Here is an 18774-nt window from a genome sequence, read left to right on the forward strand (position 1 = left end):
ACCGGCGCCGCGCCCGCTGCCTGGGACCGCCGCGTTCAGACGGCCGGGTCGGGAACGGGCTCGACGGCCGGCTCGGTGAGCGAGAGTCGGCGGGTGGCGATCCGCCAGCCGACCGCGTAGACCAGGGTGATCAGGCCGCAGCCGGCGAGCACCACCCGTTCGTCGACCACGTCCACCACCAGGGCCACCGCCAGCTGGCTCACCGAGATCGCCAACGTCGCCAGCATCATGTCGGTGGCGAAGACGCGACCACGCAACCGGTCCGGGACCTCGCCCTGCAGGGCGAAGTTCGACATCACCCAGTTGCTGCCACCCGCGAAGTGCGCCACGAAGACCAGCAGCAGCACCAGCGGAAACCATCGCACCACCGAGGTGCCCAGGTAGGACAGGCCGTAGAGCGACATGGACAACGCGAGCCCGGGCAGCAGCCAGGCCCGGTTGGTCAACACCCGACGCATCAGGATCGGCCCCACCAACGCTCCCGCGCCGCGTACCGCGAAGAGCAGGCCGGCGCCGAGCGGGCCGACACCGTACACACCGGCCAGCAGCGGGAACACGGTCAGCACGCCGTTGCCGAGGCCCACCGCCGACTTGACCGTGACCAGCGCGAGCACCCTGGGCCGGTGACCGATGTAGCCGAGCGCCTCGCGGACGGCCGACCAGGTCCGCTGGGCCGGTTGGTCGGCGTCCCGGGGCACCTGCAACGGCCGGCGGATCCGCGTGGCGACGCCCGCGGCCACCGCCAGGCCCGCCGCCGCCACCCAGAAGCAGGCGTACGGGCCGGCAGCGGTGCTGAGCACGCCGCCGAGCGAGGCACCGACCACTGTCATGGTGCCCCAGGCCGAGCCGGCGACGGCGTTGCCGGCGGCAAGCTCGTGCGGCTCCAGCACGTTGGGCAGCGCGGCCTGGGCGGCCGGCGAGTAGAACGCCTTGGCGACCGCCACCACGCCGATCGCGACAAGCGCCAGCCACGCCGTTCCGGCGTTCCGCACGCCGAGCAGCAGCAGCACACCCGCCAGCGCTGCCACGTTCGCGGCAATCATGATCTTCCGGCGGTCGAAGCGGTCGGCGATAGTGCCGGTGTACGGCAGCAGCAACGCCACGATGCCGGTGTCCACCGCCAGCACCAGCGCGCCCCAGACCCCGCTGCCGGTCAGGTGCGGCAGCAGCACCAGTAACGGCACCATGACGAACCAGTCGGCGCCGAAGACCACCAACTCGGCGAGGAACAGGTTGCGGAAGCTCCGATTGCCGGTCAGAACTGAGAGGGTGGACGCCACGGAGCGCGACCCTACCTGGTCAGTGTCGGAGTCACACCCGCTCCCAGCAGCGCCGAGACCGTGACGAATGTGTAGCCACTTGACCGTAGCCCGTTGATCATGTCGGTCAGACCGCGCAGTGCGACCAGCCGCCGGCGCGCCCCCACATCGTGGCCGAGCACGATCGTTCCCGGTCGCACCGCGGCCACGATCCGCCGGGCGTGGCCGGCCGGATCGTCGGGGAACTCGCGCTCCACCATCTGCAACGACCAGAGCACCAGCCGATAGTCCAGCCGGGCCGCCGCGTGCAGCACCGCCCCGCCCAGGTGGCCGTACGGCGGACGGAGGAGTGCCGGCGGCCTCCCGGTCAGCTCGGCGATCGCGTCGTGGCTGCGGCGCAGGTCGTCGTACGCCTCGGCAGCGTCCAGCTCGGCCAGGTCCCGGTGGTCCCAGCTGTGGTTGCCCACCTCGTGCCCGGCGAGCCGGTCGCGGACGACGTCGGCGTGCCGGCGGACCTGCGCGCCGACCATGAAGAAGGTGGCCGGCACCTGGTGCTGGGCCAGGGTGTCGAGCACCATCGGCGTCCACTGTGGCGCGGGACCGTCGTCGAAGGTGAGGGCCACCAGGCGCTGGTCGGTCCGCCCCGACCAGACGACCTCCAGCGCGCCGGAGCCGACATCCTGCTGGCCGTTACCGAGGGTGGCACTGGCGGGGCCGCCGGCGATCGGCATCCGGCGATGGGTGACCCACCACGCCTCGGACGTCCCCGCGCCGATGGCCACACCACCCACCACCAGCAGGCCACGGCGCAGCAGGTCGCGTCGCCCCCACCCGCGCGCGCCCTCGGCCGTCCGCCCGCCCCGCTTCACCCACACCCCCACCCATCTACGAGGAGTATGCAAGAAGTTACACAAAGTATGGGACGGTCGGGGCGGAGTGTTTCGGCTCAAATGAACCAGGAACGCCCCCGGCAGAATCAAGCCGGGGGCGTTCCGAACTGCGCTGCGACCTACTCGGTCGGCTCCGCCGGAGGCAGTGGCGAGGTACGGCTACGAGGCAGCCGCAGCACCTCGAACTGGTCCGTGCCCTCCACCAGCGCGGCCGACGGCGCGGGTCGCCCAGCCGGACGCGGGCCCTCGCCCGCAGCCGGGGCCGGGGCGCCGCTCGGCACCGCTACCTGGTTGGGAGCCGACACCTCGTCGGTCTCCGTCGTCGTCGCCTCCGACCCTCCGGAGCGCCGCCGTGCGCGCCGCGCCCGCAGCGACTCCTTGGTGTGCTCCACCATCGAGTACAGCGTCGGCACCAGGATCAGCGTGAGCAGCGTCGAGCTGAGCAGACCACCGATCACCACGACCGCCAGCGGCTGAGAGATGAAGCCGCCCTCACCCGTCAGCCCGAACGCCATCGGCAGCAGCGCGAAGATGGTCGCCACCGCCGTCATCAGGATGGGGCGCAGCCGGCGACGGCCACCTTCGACCACCGCCTCCCGGACCCCCATGCCCTGCGCCCGGTACTGGTTGATCAGGTCGAGCAACACGATCGCGTTGGTTACCACGATGCCGACAAGCATCAGCACACCGATCAGCGCCGGCACACCGAGCGGCGTCCCAGTGATCAACAGCAGGCCGATCGCGCCTGTCGACGCGAACGGGATGGAGATCAGCAGGATCAGCGACTGGGTGAGGCTGCGGAACGTGGCCACCATGATCAGGAAGACGATCGCGATCGCGGCCAGCACCGCCAGGCCCAGGTCCGCGAAGGCGTCCGCCTGATCCGCGCTGACACCACCGATGGTGAAGCTCGCGCCCGGCACGTCGATGCCGTCCAGCCGCTTCTGCAACTCCGTGCTGGTCGCGCCCAGGTTCGAGCCGGTCGCCGCGCCGGTGACCGACACGCTGCGCTCACCGTCGATCCTGGTGACCTGCTGCGGCCCCTCGCCCTGGGTGACCTTCGCGATGTCGCCCAGCTTGACCGGACCCACCGGCAGGGCCCGCAGCTCCTCCACGGTCATCGGCGGCTGCGTGCCCAACCGCAGCACCACGTTCTGCTGCTGACCGTCGAGCGCGACCTGACCCAGCGGCGCTCCCCGGAACGCCTGCGACACGAGCTGCCCCACGGCGGCCTCGGTGAGCCCGGCCCGCCCGGCGGCGACCCGGTCGACAGTCACATCGACGCGCGGCACCCGATCGGCCAGGCTGGTGGAGACGTCCTCCACGTCCGGAACGCCTGCCATCGCGGCCCGCGCCTCCTCGGCGGCCCGGGTCAGCGCCTCCGGGTCGCTGGCCTGGACGATCACCTCAAGCTGGCTGGTCGACGCCTCCTGCCCGCCACCGAAGCTGATCTCACCCACACCGGCGCCGAGCTTGTCGAACTCCTTGCGCAGCACCTCACGCATCTGCTTCGCGTCGGTGTCACCGTCGAGCGCCAGCGACCAGCTGGCGACGTTGTTGCCGCCGCCGCCCGCCCACGGGTTGTCCCCACCGCCGGCGGTCACCTGGTACGTCTCGACGCCCTTGGTGCCGGACAGCACCGACTCGACCTGCTTGGCCGCCGCGTCGGTGGCCGCCAGGCCACTGCCGGCCGGCAGCTCCTGGCTGATGTTGAGGGTGTCCTGGCCGGAGTCGTCCAGGAAGTTGGTCTCCAACTTCTGTGCCAGACCGAAGGTGCCGAAGAGCACCAGCAGGCCGAGCCCGACGGTGATCCAGCGGGTCGACCGCTTGCGGGTGGCGAACCCGATCACCGGCAGGTACGCCCGCTGCAACGGGCTGCGCAGCTCCTTCTCCTCCGCGGCGCGTCGCACCGCCTCGTCGTCCGCGGTGCCGCCGCGCGGCTTGAGGAACCAGTACGCGAGGACCGGGATCACGGTCAGCGACACCAGCAGCGAGGCGAGCAGGGCCACCGTCACGGTGATCGCGAACGGCGCGAAGAGCTGACCCACGAACCCGCCGACCAGCGCGATCGGCGCGAACACCGCCACCGTGGTGAGGGTGGACGCGGTGACCGCACCTGCCACCTCACGGACGCCGGTGATGATGGCGTGCCGCTTCTCCTCGCCGTACTCCAGATGTCGTTTGATGTTCTCCAACACCACGATCGAGTCGTCCACCACCCGACCGACCGCGATGGTCAACGCGCCGAGGGTGAGCAGGTTGAGCGAGTAGTCACCGATCCACAGGGCGATCAGCGCCACCAGCACGGAGAGCGGGATGGAGACCGCGGTGACCACCGTCGAGCGCACCGACAGCAGGAAGACCAGGATGACGATGACCGCCATCACCAGGCCCAGCAGGCCCTCGGTGGTCAGCGACTCGATCGACTTCTCGACGAACGGCGCCTGGTCGAAGACCACTGTCAGCTCCGCGCCGGAGGCGTCCTTCAGGTCGTCGAGCCGGTCGCGGATCTCGTGCGAGATCTGCACGGCGTTGCCGTCCGGCGCCGCGGTGATCGCGATACCCAGGCTGTCCTTGCCGTTGGTCCGGGTGATCGCCGTGGCCGGCGCGAGCTGCTGCTCGACCGACGCCACGTCACCGAGGCGAACAGGTGCCGCGCCCGGGGCCACCACGATGCCGCGCAGGTCCTCCAGGGTGGCGATCGGCGTGCCGACCTGCACCGGGAGAGCCAGCGGGCCGTCGGTCACCGCGCCGGCCGGAACCGCGACGCCATTGGTCTTCAGCGCCGCGCCGATGGCCGTCGGCTGGACCTTCGCGGCGGCCAGCTTCGCCGGGTCCGGGGTGACCACCACGACGTCGTCGCGGGTGCCGGTCACCTCGACCGTGCGGACCCCCTCGATGCCCTCCAGCTCCGGCACCACAGTCGCGCGCAGCTTCTCGGCGAGCGCCCGCTCGTCCGCCGCGCCGGCCGCGGCCAGCACCACTGCCGGAAGGTCGTCGGTGCTACCCGCGATGACCTGCGGGTCGACGCTCTCCGGGAGCTGGGCGTCGATCCGGCTCAGCGCGGTCTGCATTTTGTTGACCACGTCGTCGAGATCGGTGCCGAACTCGTACGTCACCTGGACGGTGGCCGCCCCCTCGCGGGACGTCGAGGTGACCTTGTCCAGCCCAGGGATGCCCTGGAGGGCGTTCTCGATCGGCTCGGTCACCTGCGACTCGACGATCTCGGGGCCGGCGCCGGGATAGGGGGCCACGATGAACGCGGCCGGGAACTCGAGCGACGGCAGCAGTTGCTGCTTCAGCGACGGTACGGCGAACGCTCCGAACACCGTGGTCACCACCGCGATGAGGGCGATCAGCCCTCGGTTGGCGAGGCTGAATCTGGCGAGCAGCGACATCGGCCTGGTTCACTCCTGAACGAGAATGCGGGCGGGGATACCCGAAAGTGTGCCGGACTCGCATAGCTCGACCCCCGCCGCCCCCGGGCCGTCCCGCGGTCCGCCTGCCCGCCGCCGGTCACCACCCGGACGGTGGCGCGCTCAGGCCAGGTCGAGCGCGCGGGCCGCGGCCAGCGGGTCGTTCGCGATGGTCACCGGCGCCGGCGCGGTGGAGATCGCCCATTCCGGGTCCTTCAGCCCGTGGCCGGTCACCGTGCAGACCACAGTGGAACCGGGCGGCACGGCGCCCGCCGCGGCCTGCTGAAGCAGCCCGGCCACGCTGGCCGCGCTGCCCAACTCGACGAAGACCCCCACCTCACGGGCGAGCAGGCGGTACGCGGAGAGGATCTCCCGGTCGGTCACCGACGCGATCAGACCACCGGAGGCGTCCCGGGCATCCAGCGCCTTGGTCCAGCTCGCCGGGTTGCCGATCCGGATCGCGGTGGCGATCGTCGACGGCTCCGGAACCACCTGGCCGGTCACGATCGGGGCCGCCCCGGCGGCCTGGAAGCCGTACATCTTCGGCGTCCGGGTGGTGGCGCCGGTGGCCATCTCCTCCGAATATCCCATCCAGTACGCGGAGATGTTGCCGGCGTTGCCGACCGGCAGGCAGTGGATGTCGGGCGCGTCACCGAGCGCCTCGACGATCTCGAAGGCGGCGGTCTTCTGGCCGTGCAGCCTGTCGATGTTGACCGAGTTGACCAAGGCGACCGGGTAGTCCTGGGCGAGCTTGGCGGCCGTCGCCAGGCAGTCGTCGAAGTTGCCGTTCACCTGGAGCAGCTTCGCGCCGTGCACCAACGCCTGGGCCAGCTTGCCCAACGCGATCTTGCCCTGCGGCACCAACACGGCACAGGTCAACCCGGCCCGAGCCGCGTACGCCGCGGCGGAGGCGCTGGTGTTGCCGGTGGAGGCGCAGATGATGGCCTTGTTGCCGGCCTCGACCGCCTTGGACACCGCGAGGGTCATCCCCCGGTCCTTGAAGGAACCCGTCGGGTTGGCGCCCTCCACCTTGAGGTGCACGTCGCAACCGAGCCGGGCGGACAGCACCGGCGCCGGCAACAGCGGGGTGTTCCCCTCGTGCAGCGTGACGACCGGCGTGGCCGCGGTGACCGGCAGCCGGTCCCGGTACGCCTCGATCAGACCCCGCCACATGTCGCTCTCCTCGCCTCTACCGCCGCGCCCACCCGAGCATCAGGGCAACCTTGGACCAGCCTGCCGCAGCGGTCGATGGCACACCCCGGCTTACCCACCTGGCGGGATGCGCGAGCCGTCCCGTCGATGATGCAACGAATCAGGCGTCGCCCTCGACCCGCAGCACACTGGTCACCGACCGGACGATGTCCAGACCGCGCAGCTCGCCGACTGTCGCGGCGAGCGCGGCGTCCGGTGCCACGTGGGTGACGATGACCAGCTCGGCGTCGCCGTCACGGCCCGCCGGCCCGCCGGCCGAGCCCTGCCGCACCGTCGCAATCGACACGTCGTGCCTGGCGAACACGCTCGCCACCGAGGCCAGCACACCCGGGCGGTCGGCCACGTCGAGGCTGACGTGGTAGCGGGTCAGCGCCTCACCCATCGGCCGGACCGCCAGGTCCGCGTACGCGCTCTCGCTGGCCGCGCGCACCCCGGCGAGCCGGTTGCGGGACACCGCGACCACGTCACCGAGAACCGCGCTGGCGGTGGGCGCGCCGCCGGCGCCCCGACCGTAGAACATCAGCTGCCCGGCCGCGTCCGCCTCCACGAAGACCGCGTTGAACGCGTCCCCGACGCTGGCCAGCGGGTGGCTGCGCGGGATCATCGCCGGGTGCACCCGGACGCTCACCGTCTCCCGACCGGTGGAGTCGACGCCCCGGGCCGCGATGCAGAGCAGTTTGATCGTGCAGCCCATCGCCTGGGCGCTGGCCATGTCCGCGGCGGTCACCTCGGTGATGCCCTCGCGGTGCACGTCGGCCGCACCGACGCGGGTGTGGAACGCCAGCGAGGCGAGGATCGCCGCCTTCGCCGCCGCGTCGAAGCCCTCCACGTCGGCGGTCGGGTCGGCCTCCGCGTACCCCAGGGCGGTGGCCTCTTCCAGGGCCTCGGCGAAGCCGGCGCCTGTCGCGTCCATCGCGGAGAGGATGAAGTTGGTGGTGCCGTTGACGATGCCGGTGACCCGGTTGATCCGGTCGCCGTGCAGCGACTCCCGCAACGGGCGCAGCAGCGGGATGGCCCCGGCCACTGACGCCTCGTAGTAGAGGTCGCCGCCGCCCTCGGCCGCCGCCTCGTGCAGGGCCACACCGTCCTCGGCCAGCAGCGCCTTGTTGGCGGTGACCACGCTCTTGCCGGCGCGCAGCGCCTCGACCAGCCAGCCACGGGCCGGCTCGATGCCACCGACCACCTCGATCACCACGTCCACGTCGTCGCGCTTGATCAGGCCGAGCGCGTCGGTGGTGAACAGGTCCTCGTCGACCGGCAGGTCACCCCGGTCGCGGCCGAGCCGACGGACGGCGATGCCGGCGATCTCCAGCGGAGCGCCGATCCGAGCGGCCAGGTCGGCCGACTGCTCGTGCAGCAGCCGCACCACCTCCTGGCCGACCGTGCCACAGCCGAGCAGCGCCAAGCGCACAGGTGACGTCATCCCACATCCAAAGCGAGCAGGTCCTCTTCGGTTTCCCGCCGGACGATCAGGCGCGCCTGGCCATCGCGCACCGCGACCACCGGCGGCCGGGGCACATGGTTGTAGTTGCTGGCCATGCTTCGGCAGTACGCACCGGTGCCGGGCACTGCAACAAGATCTCCGGGCTGCACGTCGGCGGGCAGGAATTCATCCTTCACCACGATGTCCCCGGACTCACAGTGCTTTCCCACCACGCGGGCGAGCATCGGCTGCGCGGTGGAGGCCCGCGAGGCCAGCGTGGCCGAGTAGGACGCGTCGTAGAGGGCGGTACGGATGTTGTCGCTCATCCCGCCGTCGACGCTGACGTACGTCCGGATGCCTTCGAGGTCCTTGACCGTGCCCACCTCGTAGAGGGTGAAGACGGCCGGCCCGACGATGGCCCGGCCCGGCTCGATCGACAGGTGCGGCACGGCCAGGTTCTCCGCCGCGCACTCCGAATCGACGATCTTGCGAAGCCGCTTGGCCAGATCCTGGGGTGTCGCCGGGTCGTCCTGGGTGGTGTACGCGATGCCGAAGCCGCCGCCCAGGTCCAGTTCGGGAAGCTCCACGCCGCGCGCGTCGCGGATCTGCGCCTGCAGGGCGAGCACCCGACGGGCCGAGACCTCGAAGCCGCTGGCGTCGAAGATCTGCGAGCCGATGTGCGAGTGCAGACCGCGCAGCTCCAGCACACCCTCGTCGAGGATCTTGAACGCGGCGTTCGCGGCGGCGCCGCCGGCCAGCGAGAAGCCGAACTTCTGGTCCTCGTGGGCGGTGGCGATGAACTCGTGGGTGTGCGCCTCGACGCCCACCGTGACCCGGACCAGCACCCGGGGCCGGACCCCGCGCTCGAGGGCCAGCGCGGTGAGCCGGTCGATCTCGGTGAACGAGTCGACGATGATCCGCCCCACCCCTGCGTCCAGCGCCCGGCCCAGCTCGGCGACCGACTTGTTGTTGCCGTGGAAGCCGATCCGCTCCGGCGGCATCCCGGCCGAGAGCGCGGTGGCCAGCTCGCCACCGGTGCAGACGTCCAGGTGCAGCCCCTCCTCGGCGATCATCCGGACCACCGCGCGGCAGAGGAACGCCTTGCCCGCGTAGAAGACGTCCTCGGTCGGGAAGGCCGCCCGGAAGTCGCGGCAGCGCGAGCGCAGGTCGGCCTCGTCGAGGACGTACACCGGGGTGCCGAACTCGGCCGCGATGTCGCGGACGCTCAGGCCCGCGACGGCGACCGCGCCGTCCGCGCCGCGCGCCACGCTGCGCGGCCAGAGGCCCGGCAGCAGGGCGTTGACGTCCTCCGGGGTACGCAGCCAGGCCGGCCCCCGACTGCCGATGTCGCCGTGCAGCGCACCAGCCTCATGAGCCCTCATGTCACATCCTCTCGGGTGCGGAGACGCCGAGCAGGAACAGGCCGTTGGCGATCACCGTGCGGGTGGCGTTGTTGAGCCAGAGCCGAGCGCGGTGCAGGTCGGTGATCTCCTCGTCGCCCAGCGGCAGCACCCGGCAGTTGTCGTAGAACCGGTGGTAGGAGGCGGCGACGCTCTCCTCCAGGTAGCGGGCCACCCGGTGCGGCTCCCGCAGCTCGGCGGCCGTCGCCACCACGGCGGGGAACTGGGCGAGCGCCTTGAGCAGCTCGTTCTCCTTCTCGTGGACGAGCAGCTCGGGGCGGAACGCGTCGGCGTCGCCCGGAACCAGCCCCACCTCGGCGGCGTTGCGGGCAACGCCCGCCGTCCGGGCCGCGACGTACTGCACGTAGTAGACCGGGTTGTCGCGGGTCGCCCGGGTCCACAGCTCGATGTCGATGTCGATCGGGGAGTCGCTGGAGTAGCGGGCCAACGCGTACCGGGAGGCGTCCACGCCGATCGCGTCGACCAGGTCCTCCAGGGTGATCACGGTGCCGGCCCGCTTGCTCATCCGCATCGGGGCGCCGTCGCGCAGCAGGTTGACCAGCTGCCCGATGAGGATCTCCAGGTTGCGCTCCGGGTCGTCGCCGAAGCAGGCGGACATCGCCTTCATCCGGCCGATGTAGCCGTGGTGGTCGGCGCCCAGCATGATCACGACCCGATCGAAGCCGCGCTCGCGCTTGTCCAGGTAGTAGGCGCAATCCGCGGCGAAGTACGTCCACTCGCCGTTGGACTTGCGCAACACCCGGTCCTTGTCGTCGCCGAAGTCGGTGGTGCGCAGCCAGGTGGCGCCCTCGGACTCGTAGAGGTGCCCCTGCTCGCGCAGCCGGTTCAACGCCAGGTCCAGCTCACCCCGGTCGTGCAGGTCCTTCTCGTTGAAGTAGGTGTCGAACTCCACCCCGAAGTCCCGCAGCGAGCTGCGGATCTCGTCGAACATCAGCGCGACGCCCTCGACCCGGAAGATCTCCTGGGCCGCGTCGTCGTCGAGCGAGCGCACCTCCGGCCGGCGGGCCTGCACCTCGGTGGCGATCTCGGCGATGTACGCCCCGCCGTAGCCGTCCTCCGGCGCCGCCTCGCCCTTCGCGGCGGCGAGCAGCGACCGGGCGAACCTGTCGATCTGCGAACCGGCGTCGTTGAAGTAGTACTCAGTGCCGACGTAGGCGCCGGTGGCCCGCAGCAGCCGGCTCAGCGCGTCACCGACGGCCGCCCAGCGGACCCCGCCGATGTGCACCGGGCCGGTCGGGTTGGCCGAGACGAACTCCAGGTTGATCTTCTCGCCGACGAGCCGGTCACTGCGGCCGTACTCCGCGCCGGCCTCGACGATCACCCGCGCGAGCTGACCGGCCGCGGCGGCGTCGAGCCGGATGTTCAGGAAGCCCGGCCCGGCGATTTCCACCGATTTGACACCCGGTGCCCGGCCCAGCTCGTCGGCCAGAGCCGTCGCCAACTCCCGGGGCGGAACGCCCACCTTCTTGCTCAACTGCAGCGCGAGCGTCGAGGCGTAGTCGCCGTGCTCGGGGTTGCGCGGTCGCTCCACCACCGTGGTCGCCGGCAGCGCGGCGCGGTCGAGCCCACGCTGCTCGAAGACGGCGTGGGCGGCGGCAAGGACGACCGAGGCTAGTTCTGCAGGAGTCACCCAACCATGTTATCGGGGGTAGACTCGGGCACTCGGCGGCTCCCCTGCGCGTCATCCGGCCCGCCACTCCCCTGACCGACCGACTTGACGAGGCACGATGAGCATCAGCACCCCGGGTGGCCCTGAGCGCCGCCCGACCGTGGTCAGCACCGGCAAGAAGCCGGCCGCTGGCCGGCCGGCGTCCGGCGCCAAGGCCAGTTCCGGCAAGCCGACGGGCTCCCCCCGGGCCGGTGGCAAGGGCCCGCGCAAGCCGGTCACCCCGGTCAAGGTGAGCCAGGGCCGCGCGTGGGGGCCGATCGCGCTCTTCGTCGCGGTGGGCGTGCTCGCGGCCGGCATCATCGGCTACGGCGCCTGGGCGTCGTTCCAGGGCTCCAAGCCGTGGGACAAGCGGGCCAACGCCATCGACGGCATCACGAACATCCGCAAGTCCGACCCGGAGAGCCTGAAGTACGAGTCGCACAAGTCGGGCCCGCTGACCTACAAGTACTCGCCGCCGGTGGGTGGGGTGCACAACGCCGCCTGGCAGAACTGCATGGGCGACGTCTACGACGCCCCGATCGCCAGCGAGCACGCGGTGCACAGCCTGGAGCACGGCGCGGTGTGGATCACCTACCGCCCGGACCTGCCCAAGGACCAGGTCGACAAGCTCGCCGGCAAGGTGCGCGGTGTCGAGAAGATGCTGATGAGCCCGTACGAGGGCCTGGACAAGCCGATCTCGCTGCAGGCCTGGGGCTACCAGCTCAAGGTCGACAACGCCGACGACTCGCGGATCGACGAGTTCATCAAGGACCTGCGGGTGAACGCCTCCGTCGAGGGCCCGACGGCACTCTGCAACACCGGCATCACCGCCACCGGCACCACGCCGCGCGAGCTCCAGCAGCAGCAGCCCACCCAGTAAGGACAGCAATGACCGCTCCGGCGACCACCGACAGCGAGCACGACGAGATCCCGGCCGTCCCGGACGAGGGCGGCCGGGCCCCGGCGTCGCGCTACGGCGTGCTGGCGCTCGCCATCATGCTGGTGGTGGGGCTCCTCCTCGGGTACGCGGGCGGTCTGCTCACCCCGCGGCTCACCCGTCCCGGTGACGCCTCGGTCGAGGCGGGCTTCGCCCGGGACATGACGACCCACCACGCGCAGGCGGTGGAGATGAGCCTGATCGCGTACCGGTCGGCAACCCTCCCCGAGGTGCGGCAGATCGCCGTCGACATCGCCACCGGGCAGCAGGGCGAGATCGGCGCGATGCAGACCTGGCTGCGCGAATGGGGTCTCAGCCCGACCGGGTCGAACCCGCCGATGTCGTGGATGTCCGACGGGGCGACCGTCAAGGACGGTCTGATGCCGGGCATGGCCACGCCGCAACAGATGACCGCCCTGCGCGACGCTCAGGGCATCGAGGTCGACAGGCAGTTCCTGACCCTGATGTACGCCCACCACCTGGGCGGCATCCACATGATCGACGCGGCGCTCGGCGCGACCGACAACGCCGAGGTGGTGCGGGTGGCGAACACCATGAAGGCCACCCAGCAGACCGAGTTGAACAACCTCCGGCAGCTCCAGGCGCAGGCCAAGGGCTGAGCGACCGGACGGGCGCACCCGGCCCGCGTCCCCGCCACATCGGCGATGACGCGGGCCGAGTCGATCAGGGTGGGTGGACTGGCCGGTGCGACCCGAACATCCCCATTAGTACCTTGTGGGCGTTTTGCGCGGCACAGGCGATTACGTTGCTTAGAGAGTTTTCTCCCCACATATCGTGACCAGTTGCGATTCGGGCTCGTTGCCCAAGACGTGGGGGTTGCACTCAGAGACGCACGGCGTTCGGTCACCAGCTGGTGCCGACGCCACACCATCGGTGGTGACGGGGCGGTGGCAGCCGTCCGTCGCGGACAGCGGCAGGGCGAGCCGGGAATGCTCAGCCGCGAACAGGAACTCGAGCTGATCGACACGCTGCGGGGCGTCCACCCCGACGAGTTCGGCCTGGACGAGGAGTTGTGGACGAGGCAGAGCCTCACCACGCTCATCCAGCGGCGCTTCGAGCTGCCGTTGGACGCCGGCGCGGTCGGGGCGTACCTGCGGGCCTGGGGGTTGGGTCCGCGCGAGCCGCGCGAGCGGGCCTGCGGGCTCTGCGTCAGCGCGGTCGAGCGCTGGGTCCGCAGCGAGTACCCGGCGATCACCCGGGCCGCCCAGGAGCACCTCGCGGAGGTCTACTGGATCGGTCGGGTCCGGCTACGTGGCACCATGCCGGCCGCCGACGTCATCTCCGCTGTCTCGTCTCGCGGTCGGGTGCGCTTCATGATCACCACGCCGACCGTCGACCCGCCGCTCCCCCGCGACTTCGTGCTGCGGCTCAGCGGCGAGGAGCAGCGCACCGTCCACCTCATCGTGGACGGCTCCTGGCCGCGCAACGAGTGGCCGCGCCGGCTCCCCCGGCGAATCGTCCTGCACCCGCTGCCCAGCTGCGGGCGGGCGGTAGCCGCCTGAGCACCGGGTGGGCCGGTCCGACACGATCGGCTCACCCGATACCGATTCGGCGTACGCAGGGGAGGTTTGCTAGTCTTCTCCAGTCGCTGAGCCCCCGTAGCTCAGGGGATAGAGCACCGCCCTCCGGAGGCGGGGGCGCAGGTTCGAATCCTGCCGGGGGCACACTTGCTAAGAAAGATTGACCACCACGAGAGGCTCCTGACCAGGAAATCGGTCAGGAGCCTTCATCGTGTCTGCTGAGCAACCGCCGGCAGTGCGGCCGCTGCCACCTGGGTCGGAACGAACGTCGGTGGTTGCCGATGCTGCCCGCGGCCGGGGCGCTGCCACCAGGTGCCGGCGCGACCGTCCGCTCTCACGAGCAGCAGGAGCCCGAGCAGGAGCCACACGACCGTCGCGCAGCGGTTGGCCGTGAGGGCGGGCAACCCGGTCGAGGCGCCGATGAGCAGCAGGATCAGCGCGCCGGTGAACGGCGACTCGGGGCGGTGATTGCGGGTGCGCAACCACCCGATGGCGAGCGCGACCAGGACGGCGGTGTGCAGGATGACGCCTGCGACGCCCGCGACGACGAGCGCCTCCACCCAGCCGTTGTCGTAGGCGACCCGCAGCCCGCCGAAGCCCATCCCGGTCGCCGGGGACAGTGTGGTCAAGACGTCCACGGCATGCTGCACGCTGGACTGGCCACCGACCCGGCCGGCGGTGTAGAGGCCCAGCTGGTCGTCGCCGCCGCTGCCGGGCAACAGCCGCATGGCGAACCGCTGCCCGTCCCACTGATCAAGGTAGGCGTCGGCGGTGAACCAGGCGGCGATGCTCGCGACGGCGGCGGCCGACAGTCGCCGCCACCGGCCGGTGGCCAGGATGATGTAGGCGATCCCGATCGGTGCTCCGACCAGCAGGAAGATCTTCGAGACCGAGAGCACCCCGCCGACGCTGAGGAGCAGCAGCACGACCGCCAGCCTGCCGACCTGCCGCTGGTAGAGGTAGAGGGCGGCGAGGACGGCCATCGAGTACAGCACCCCCGCCTCGGCCGGCTGGTTGAAGATCCCCGAGTAGCGACCCAACTGCTCGGCACGGTCGGCGACGCTCTCGTCCTCCCCGAAGATCCGGAATCCGGCCAGCAGATCGCTCTCGACACCTGCCGCCGAGGACACGGCGATGAGCGCGTTGGCGGCCATCGCCAGGACTGTCACAGTGCACACCGCACGGAGCATCCGGGCCGCGTCCGCGCCGGCCCCCACGAGCATCGCGACGACCGCGACGACCACGAGCGGCAGGACGATGTTGTCGAGGCCCCCGACGACGTCCCCGGTCTCGTACAGCGTGTAGTTCTCCGGCGGGAGGACCACCCCGATGGTGGCCACAGCGGCCAGGCAGAGGTGTGCCCCGAGGGCCCAGGCCGCGGTGGCGGTCAAGCGGGGGCGCACCCACAACCCGGCAAGGCACAGGAGCGCGGCGGCACCGTACACGGCCACCTGCTCGGTACGGAGGCCTGGCGCGAGGTACGGGCCGAACGCGGCCACGGTGAGTCCGATGACGATGCGGCGACCCCAGCGGGTGGCGGTGGGCGAATCGGCGGGGACGGCGGTCACACCCGGTGCAACGACCGTCCGGCACCCCGCGTCGCGCGTTGTCAGCGTCGCGCTCCCCACCCTGAGGAGAGAGTCGCCCTCCCGGCCGACCCGCGAGGAGCAGGCAAGTGCCAGCCGCCGCGCTCACACACCCGACGTGGACCGGCGATGCCACGAGATCAAGAATGACGCCATGCTGTTTCTCGGGTTACTCCTCGCCGCGCTGGGTGGGGCCGCCATCGCGACCGCCCTCACCGTTCGTGGGCTGCGCGCGGTGTTCCGGAAGAGCGAACGGTCGGGTCGCCTGCGGGCGGCGGCGCTCCTCGTCGGTGCGGGCGCCGTCGCCATGTACGCCTGGGGTCTGCTCCACCTCAGCCACGCGGTGCTCCAGGCCGAGGACGGCGGCGCGGGATCCTCCCCGATCGAGCCCTGTCGCCAGGCCGGACCACAGATGGCAAGCCTGGTCGTCGGGTACGACGTCAGCTTCCTACCGCTCCGCTTCGAGTGCCGCCTCAGCCGTGGCGGCACGTACGTCACCTCGTCCGTGCCCGGGTATGTCAACCAGGCCACTGCCGCTCTCGGTCTGATCACCGCCACCTGCGGAGTCCTCGCCGCCACGACGGCACGGAGCGCCCGACCGTCGGTGGCGTGAACGTCGGCCGTCAGCTGCCGACGTACGCCGCCAGGTGCTCGCCGGTGAGGGTGGGGCGCGAGGCGACGAGGGCCGCGGGTGTGCCCTCGAAGACGATCCGGCCACCGTCGTGGCCGGCACCGGGGCCGATGTCGATGATCCAGTCGGCGTGGGCCATGACCGCCTGGTGATGCTCGATGACGATCACCGACTTACCGGCGTCGACGAGGCGGTCGAGCAGGCCGAGCAGTTGCTCGACGTCGGCCAGGTGCAGGCCGGTGGTCGGCTCGTCGAGGACGTAGACGCCGCCCTTCTCGGCCATGTGGGTGGCCAGCTTGAGGCGTTGCCGCTCCCCACCGGAGAGGGTCGTGAGCGGCTGTCCCAGGCTCAGGTAGCCGAGCCCGACGTCGGCGAGCCGGTCGAGGATGGCGTGCGCTGCCGGCGTACGTGCCTCGCCCGCGCCGAAGAACTTCTCGGCCTCCGTCACCGACATCGCGAGCACCTCGCTGATGTCGCGACCGCCGAAACGGTATTCCAGCACCGACGCCTGGAACCGCTTGCCCTCGCAGTCCTCGCAGGGGGCGGCGACGCCCGCCATCATCCCGAGGTCCGTGTAGATGACGCCAGCGCCGTTGCAGCTCGGGCAGGCACCCTCGGAGTTGGCGCTGAACAGCGCCGGCTTCACACCGTTGGCCTTCGCGAACGCCTTGCGGATCGGGTCGAGCAACCCCGTGTACGTGGCCGGGTTGCTGCGCCGCGAACCGCGGATCGCGCCCTGGTCGATCGACACCACGCCCGCGCCGGCCGGGATCGACCCGTGCACGAGCGAACTCTTGCCGGAGCCGGCGACACCTGTCACGACGACGAGCACCCCGAGGGGTACGTCGACGTTCACGTCCTTCAGGTTGTTGGCCGTGGCGCCCCGGATCTCCAGCTTGCCGGTGGGCGTCCGCACCGTCTCCTTGAGTGCCGCCCGGTCGTCGAAGTGGCGGCCGGTGATGGTCCCGCTGGCCCGCAGGCCCTCCACGGTGCCCTCGTAGCAGACCGCGCCGCCCTCCGTACCGGCTCCGGGCCCGAGGTCGACGACGTGGTCGGCGATCACGATCGCCTCCGGCTTGTGCTCCACGACCAGCACGGTGTTGCCCTTGTCGCGCAGTTGGAGCAGCAGCTCGTTCATCCGTTGGATGTCGTGCGGGTGCAGCCCGATCGTCGGCTCGTCGAAGACGTAGGTGACGTCGGTGAGCGAGGAGCCGAGGTGGCGGATCATCTTGGTGCGTTGCGCCTCGCCGCCGGAGAGGGTGCCCGACGGCCGATCGAGCGACAGGTAGCCCAGCCCGATCTCCTCGAACGAGTCGAGGAGGTGTTGCAGGCCCGCCAGCAACGGGGCCACCGACGGCTCGTCGATCCCGCGCACCCAGGCGGCCAGGTCGCTGATCTGCATCGCGCACGCCTCGGCGATGTTCTTTCCCTTGATCTTCGACGACCGGGCCTCCTTGCTGAGCCGGGTGCCGGCGCAGTCGGGACAGGTAGTGAAGGTCACCGCACGCTCCACGAAGGCGCGGATGTGCGGCTGCAACGCGTCGATGTCCTTGGCCAGGAAGGACTTCTGGATCGACGGGATCAGGCCCGCGTACGTCAGGTTGATGCCGTCGATCTTGATCTTGGTCGGCTCCCGGTGGAGCAGGTCGTGCAGCTCCCGCTTGTTGAACTTGGCGATCGGCTTGTCCGGGTCGAAGTAGCCGCAGCCACGGAAGATCCGGCCGTACCAGCCCTCCATGCTGTAACCAGGAATGGTGATCGCGCCCTCGTTGAGCGAGAGGTTGTCGTCGTAGAGCGCCGACAGATCGATGTCGGTCACCGCGCCCATGCCCTCGCACCGCGGGCACATGCCGCCGAGACGGTTGAAGGTCGCCTTCTCGGTCTTCGTCTTGCCGGCGCCCCGCTCGACGGTGATCGCACCTGTCGCCTTCACCGAGGGCACATTGAAGGAGTACGCGTTGGGCGAGCCGATGTGCGGCTGCCCGAGCCGGCTGAACAGGATGCGCAGCATCGCGTTGGCGTCGGTGGCGGTGCCGACCGTGGAGCGGGAGTTGGCGCCCATCCGCTCCTGGTCCACGATGATCGCCGTGGTCAGGCCATCCAGCAGGTCAACCTCGGGCCGCGCCAACGACGGCATGAAGCCCTGCACGAAGGCGCTGTAGGTCTCGTTGATCATCCGCTGCGACTCGGCGGCGATGGTGCCGAACACCAGCGAGCTCTTGCCGGAGCCGGAGACACCTGTGAACACCGTCAGCCGCCGCTTCGGGATCTCGACGCTGACGTCCTTGAGGTTGTTCACCCGCGCGCCCTGCACCCGGATCAGGTCGTGGCTGTCGGCGACGTGCGGCTTGCTGGCCGTGCTCATCGTGTCTCCCTGTGTCGGGCGCGGACGGTTCAGCGCACTTGCTGGATGCGGAGCATATTGCCGGCCGGGTCCCGGAAGGCACAGTCGCGCACGCCGTACGGCTGCTCGGTCGGCTCCTGGACGACCTCGGCGTCGCTGGCCTCCAGCTTGGCAAAGGTGGCGTCGAGGTCAGTGGTGGCCAGGTTGACGCCGAAGTAGCTGCCCTTGGCCATCAGCTCAAGGATGGTCTGCCGCTCGTCGTCGGTGAGGCCGGGATTGGCGGCCGGTGGGTGCAGGACGATCGAGGTGCTGGGCTGGCCGACCGGCCCGACGGTGATCCACCGCATCCCCTCGTACCCGACGTCGAGGCGGACCTCGAAGCCGAGGACGTCGCGGTAGAAGACCAGGGAGGCGTCCGGATCGGTGTGCGGAAGGAAGCTCGAGTGAATGGTGATGTCCATGCTGG

The 18774-nt window shown here is 70.8% G+C and carries 14 protein-coding genes and 1 tRNA gene; 5 read left to right on the forward strand and 10 right to left on the reverse strand.

The window, feature by feature from the left end:
- Positions 1-35 precede the first annotated feature (35 nt).
- The 7 genes from ACQP0U_RS27265 to argS all read right to left on the reverse strand — a co-directional run bounded on the left by ACQP0U_RS27265 (position 36) and on the right by argS (position 11251).
- Positions 36-1280 carry an MFS transporter gene (locus ACQP0U_RS27265; RefSeq protein ID WP_433312460.1) on the reverse strand — a complete coding sequence of 415 codons (1245 nt, stop codon included), beginning with the start codon at positions 1278-1280 and terminating at the stop codon, positions 36-38.
- An 11-nt stretch (positions 1281-1291) separates the two neighbouring features.
- Positions 1292-2140: a polysaccharide deacetylase family protein gene (locus ACQP0U_RS27270; RefSeq protein ID WP_433312463.1), complete on the reverse strand. Its 849-nt coding sequence runs from the start codon at positions 2138-2140 to the stop codon at positions 1292-1294.
- A 128-nt stretch (positions 2141-2268) separates the two neighbouring features.
- The gene (locus ACQP0U_RS27275) at positions 2269-5547 is read right to left on the reverse strand and encodes an efflux RND transporter permease subunit (protein WP_433312466.1); all 3279 of its coding nucleotides are present in this window, start codon (positions 5545-5547) and stop codon (positions 2269-2271) included.
- A 141-nt stretch (positions 5548-5688) separates the two neighbouring features.
- Positions 5689-6738, reverse strand: a complete 1050-nt coding sequence (gene thrC / locus ACQP0U_RS27280) for a threonine synthase (protein WP_433312469.1) — start codon at positions 6736-6738, stop codon at positions 5689-5691.
- Positions 6739-6877: 139 nt separating this feature from the next.
- A complete protein-coding gene (locus ACQP0U_RS27285) occupies positions 6878-8188 on the reverse strand; it encodes a homoserine dehydrogenase (protein WP_433321203.1) in 1311 nt (436 codons plus the stop codon).
- Between the two features lie 8 nt (positions 8189-8196).
- On the reverse strand, positions 8197-9582 hold the full coding sequence (gene lysA, locus ACQP0U_RS27290; RefSeq protein WP_433312472.1) for a diaminopimelate decarboxylase: 1386 nt from the start codon (positions 9580-9582) through the stop codon (positions 8197-8199).
- A 1-nt stretch (position 9583) separates the two neighbouring features.
- Complete coding sequence (argS, locus tag ACQP0U_RS27295) at positions 9584-11251, reverse strand: arginine--tRNA ligase (RefSeq protein ID WP_433312474.1); 1668 nt, start codon at positions 11249-11251, stop codon at positions 9584-9586.
- A gap of 97 nt (positions 11252-11348) precedes the next feature.
- Between argS and ACQP0U_RS27300 the strand changes: the two genes are divergently transcribed.
- The 4 genes from ACQP0U_RS27300 (at position 11349) to ACQP0U_RS27315 (ending at position 13891) form a co-directional block, all read left to right on the forward strand.
- The gene (locus ACQP0U_RS27300) at positions 11349-12149 is read left to right on the forward strand and encodes a DUF3105 domain-containing protein (protein WP_433312477.1); all 801 of its coding nucleotides are present in this window, start codon (positions 11349-11351) and stop codon (positions 12147-12149) included.
- Between the two features lie 8 nt (positions 12150-12157).
- The gene (locus ACQP0U_RS27305; RefSeq protein ID WP_433312480.1) at positions 12158-12826 is read left to right on the forward strand and encodes a DUF305 domain-containing protein; all 669 of its coding nucleotides are present in this window, start codon (positions 12158-12160) and stop codon (positions 12824-12826) included.
- A 210-nt stretch (positions 12827-13036) separates the two neighbouring features.
- Positions 13037-13729, forward strand: coding sequence for a winged helix-turn-helix domain-containing protein (locus ACQP0U_RS27310; protein WP_433321206.1), 693 nt, complete (start codon positions 13037-13039; stop codon positions 13727-13729).
- 90 nt (positions 13730-13819) lie between these two features.
- Positions 13820-13891, forward strand: a tRNA-Arg gene (locus ACQP0U_RS27315).
- Between the two features lie 62 nt (positions 13892-13953).
- On the opposite strand, the gene ACQP0U_RS27320 is transcribed toward ACQP0U_RS27315, so the two are convergent.
- Positions 13954-15315 carry a hypothetical protein gene (locus tag ACQP0U_RS27320; RefSeq protein ID WP_433312483.1) on the reverse strand — a complete coding sequence of 454 codons (1362 nt, stop codon included), beginning with the start codon at positions 15313-15315 and terminating at the stop codon, positions 13954-13956.
- A 172-nt stretch (positions 15316-15487) separates the two neighbouring features.
- On the opposite strand from ACQP0U_RS27320, the gene ACQP0U_RS27325 reads away from it, so the two are divergent.
- Positions 15488-15946 carry a hypothetical protein gene (locus tag ACQP0U_RS27325; protein ID WP_433312486.1) on the forward strand — a complete coding sequence of 153 codons (459 nt, stop codon included), beginning with the start codon at positions 15488-15490 and terminating at the stop codon, positions 15944-15946.
- 10 nt (positions 15947-15956) lie between these two features.
- On the opposite strand, the gene ACQP0U_RS27330 is transcribed toward ACQP0U_RS27325, so the two are convergent.
- Together ACQP0U_RS27330 and ACQP0U_RS27335 are read right to left on the reverse strand one after the other, a co-directional pair.
- Complete coding sequence (locus ACQP0U_RS27330) at positions 15957-18329, reverse strand: ATP-binding cassette domain-containing protein (RefSeq protein ID WP_433312488.1); 2373 nt, start codon at positions 18327-18329, stop codon at positions 15957-15959.
- 29 nt (positions 18330-18358) lie between these two features.
- Positions 18359-18769, reverse strand: coding sequence for a VOC family protein (locus ACQP0U_RS27335; RefSeq protein ID WP_433312490.1), 411 nt, complete (start codon positions 18767-18769; stop codon positions 18359-18361).
- Between the last annotated feature and the right edge of the window lie 5 nt (positions 18770-18774).

It is taken from the genome of Micromonospora sp. CA-269861 (assembly GCF_050948505.1).
Classification (GTDB): domain Bacteria; phylum Actinomycetota; class Actinomycetes; order Mycobacteriales; family Micromonosporaceae; genus Micromonospora.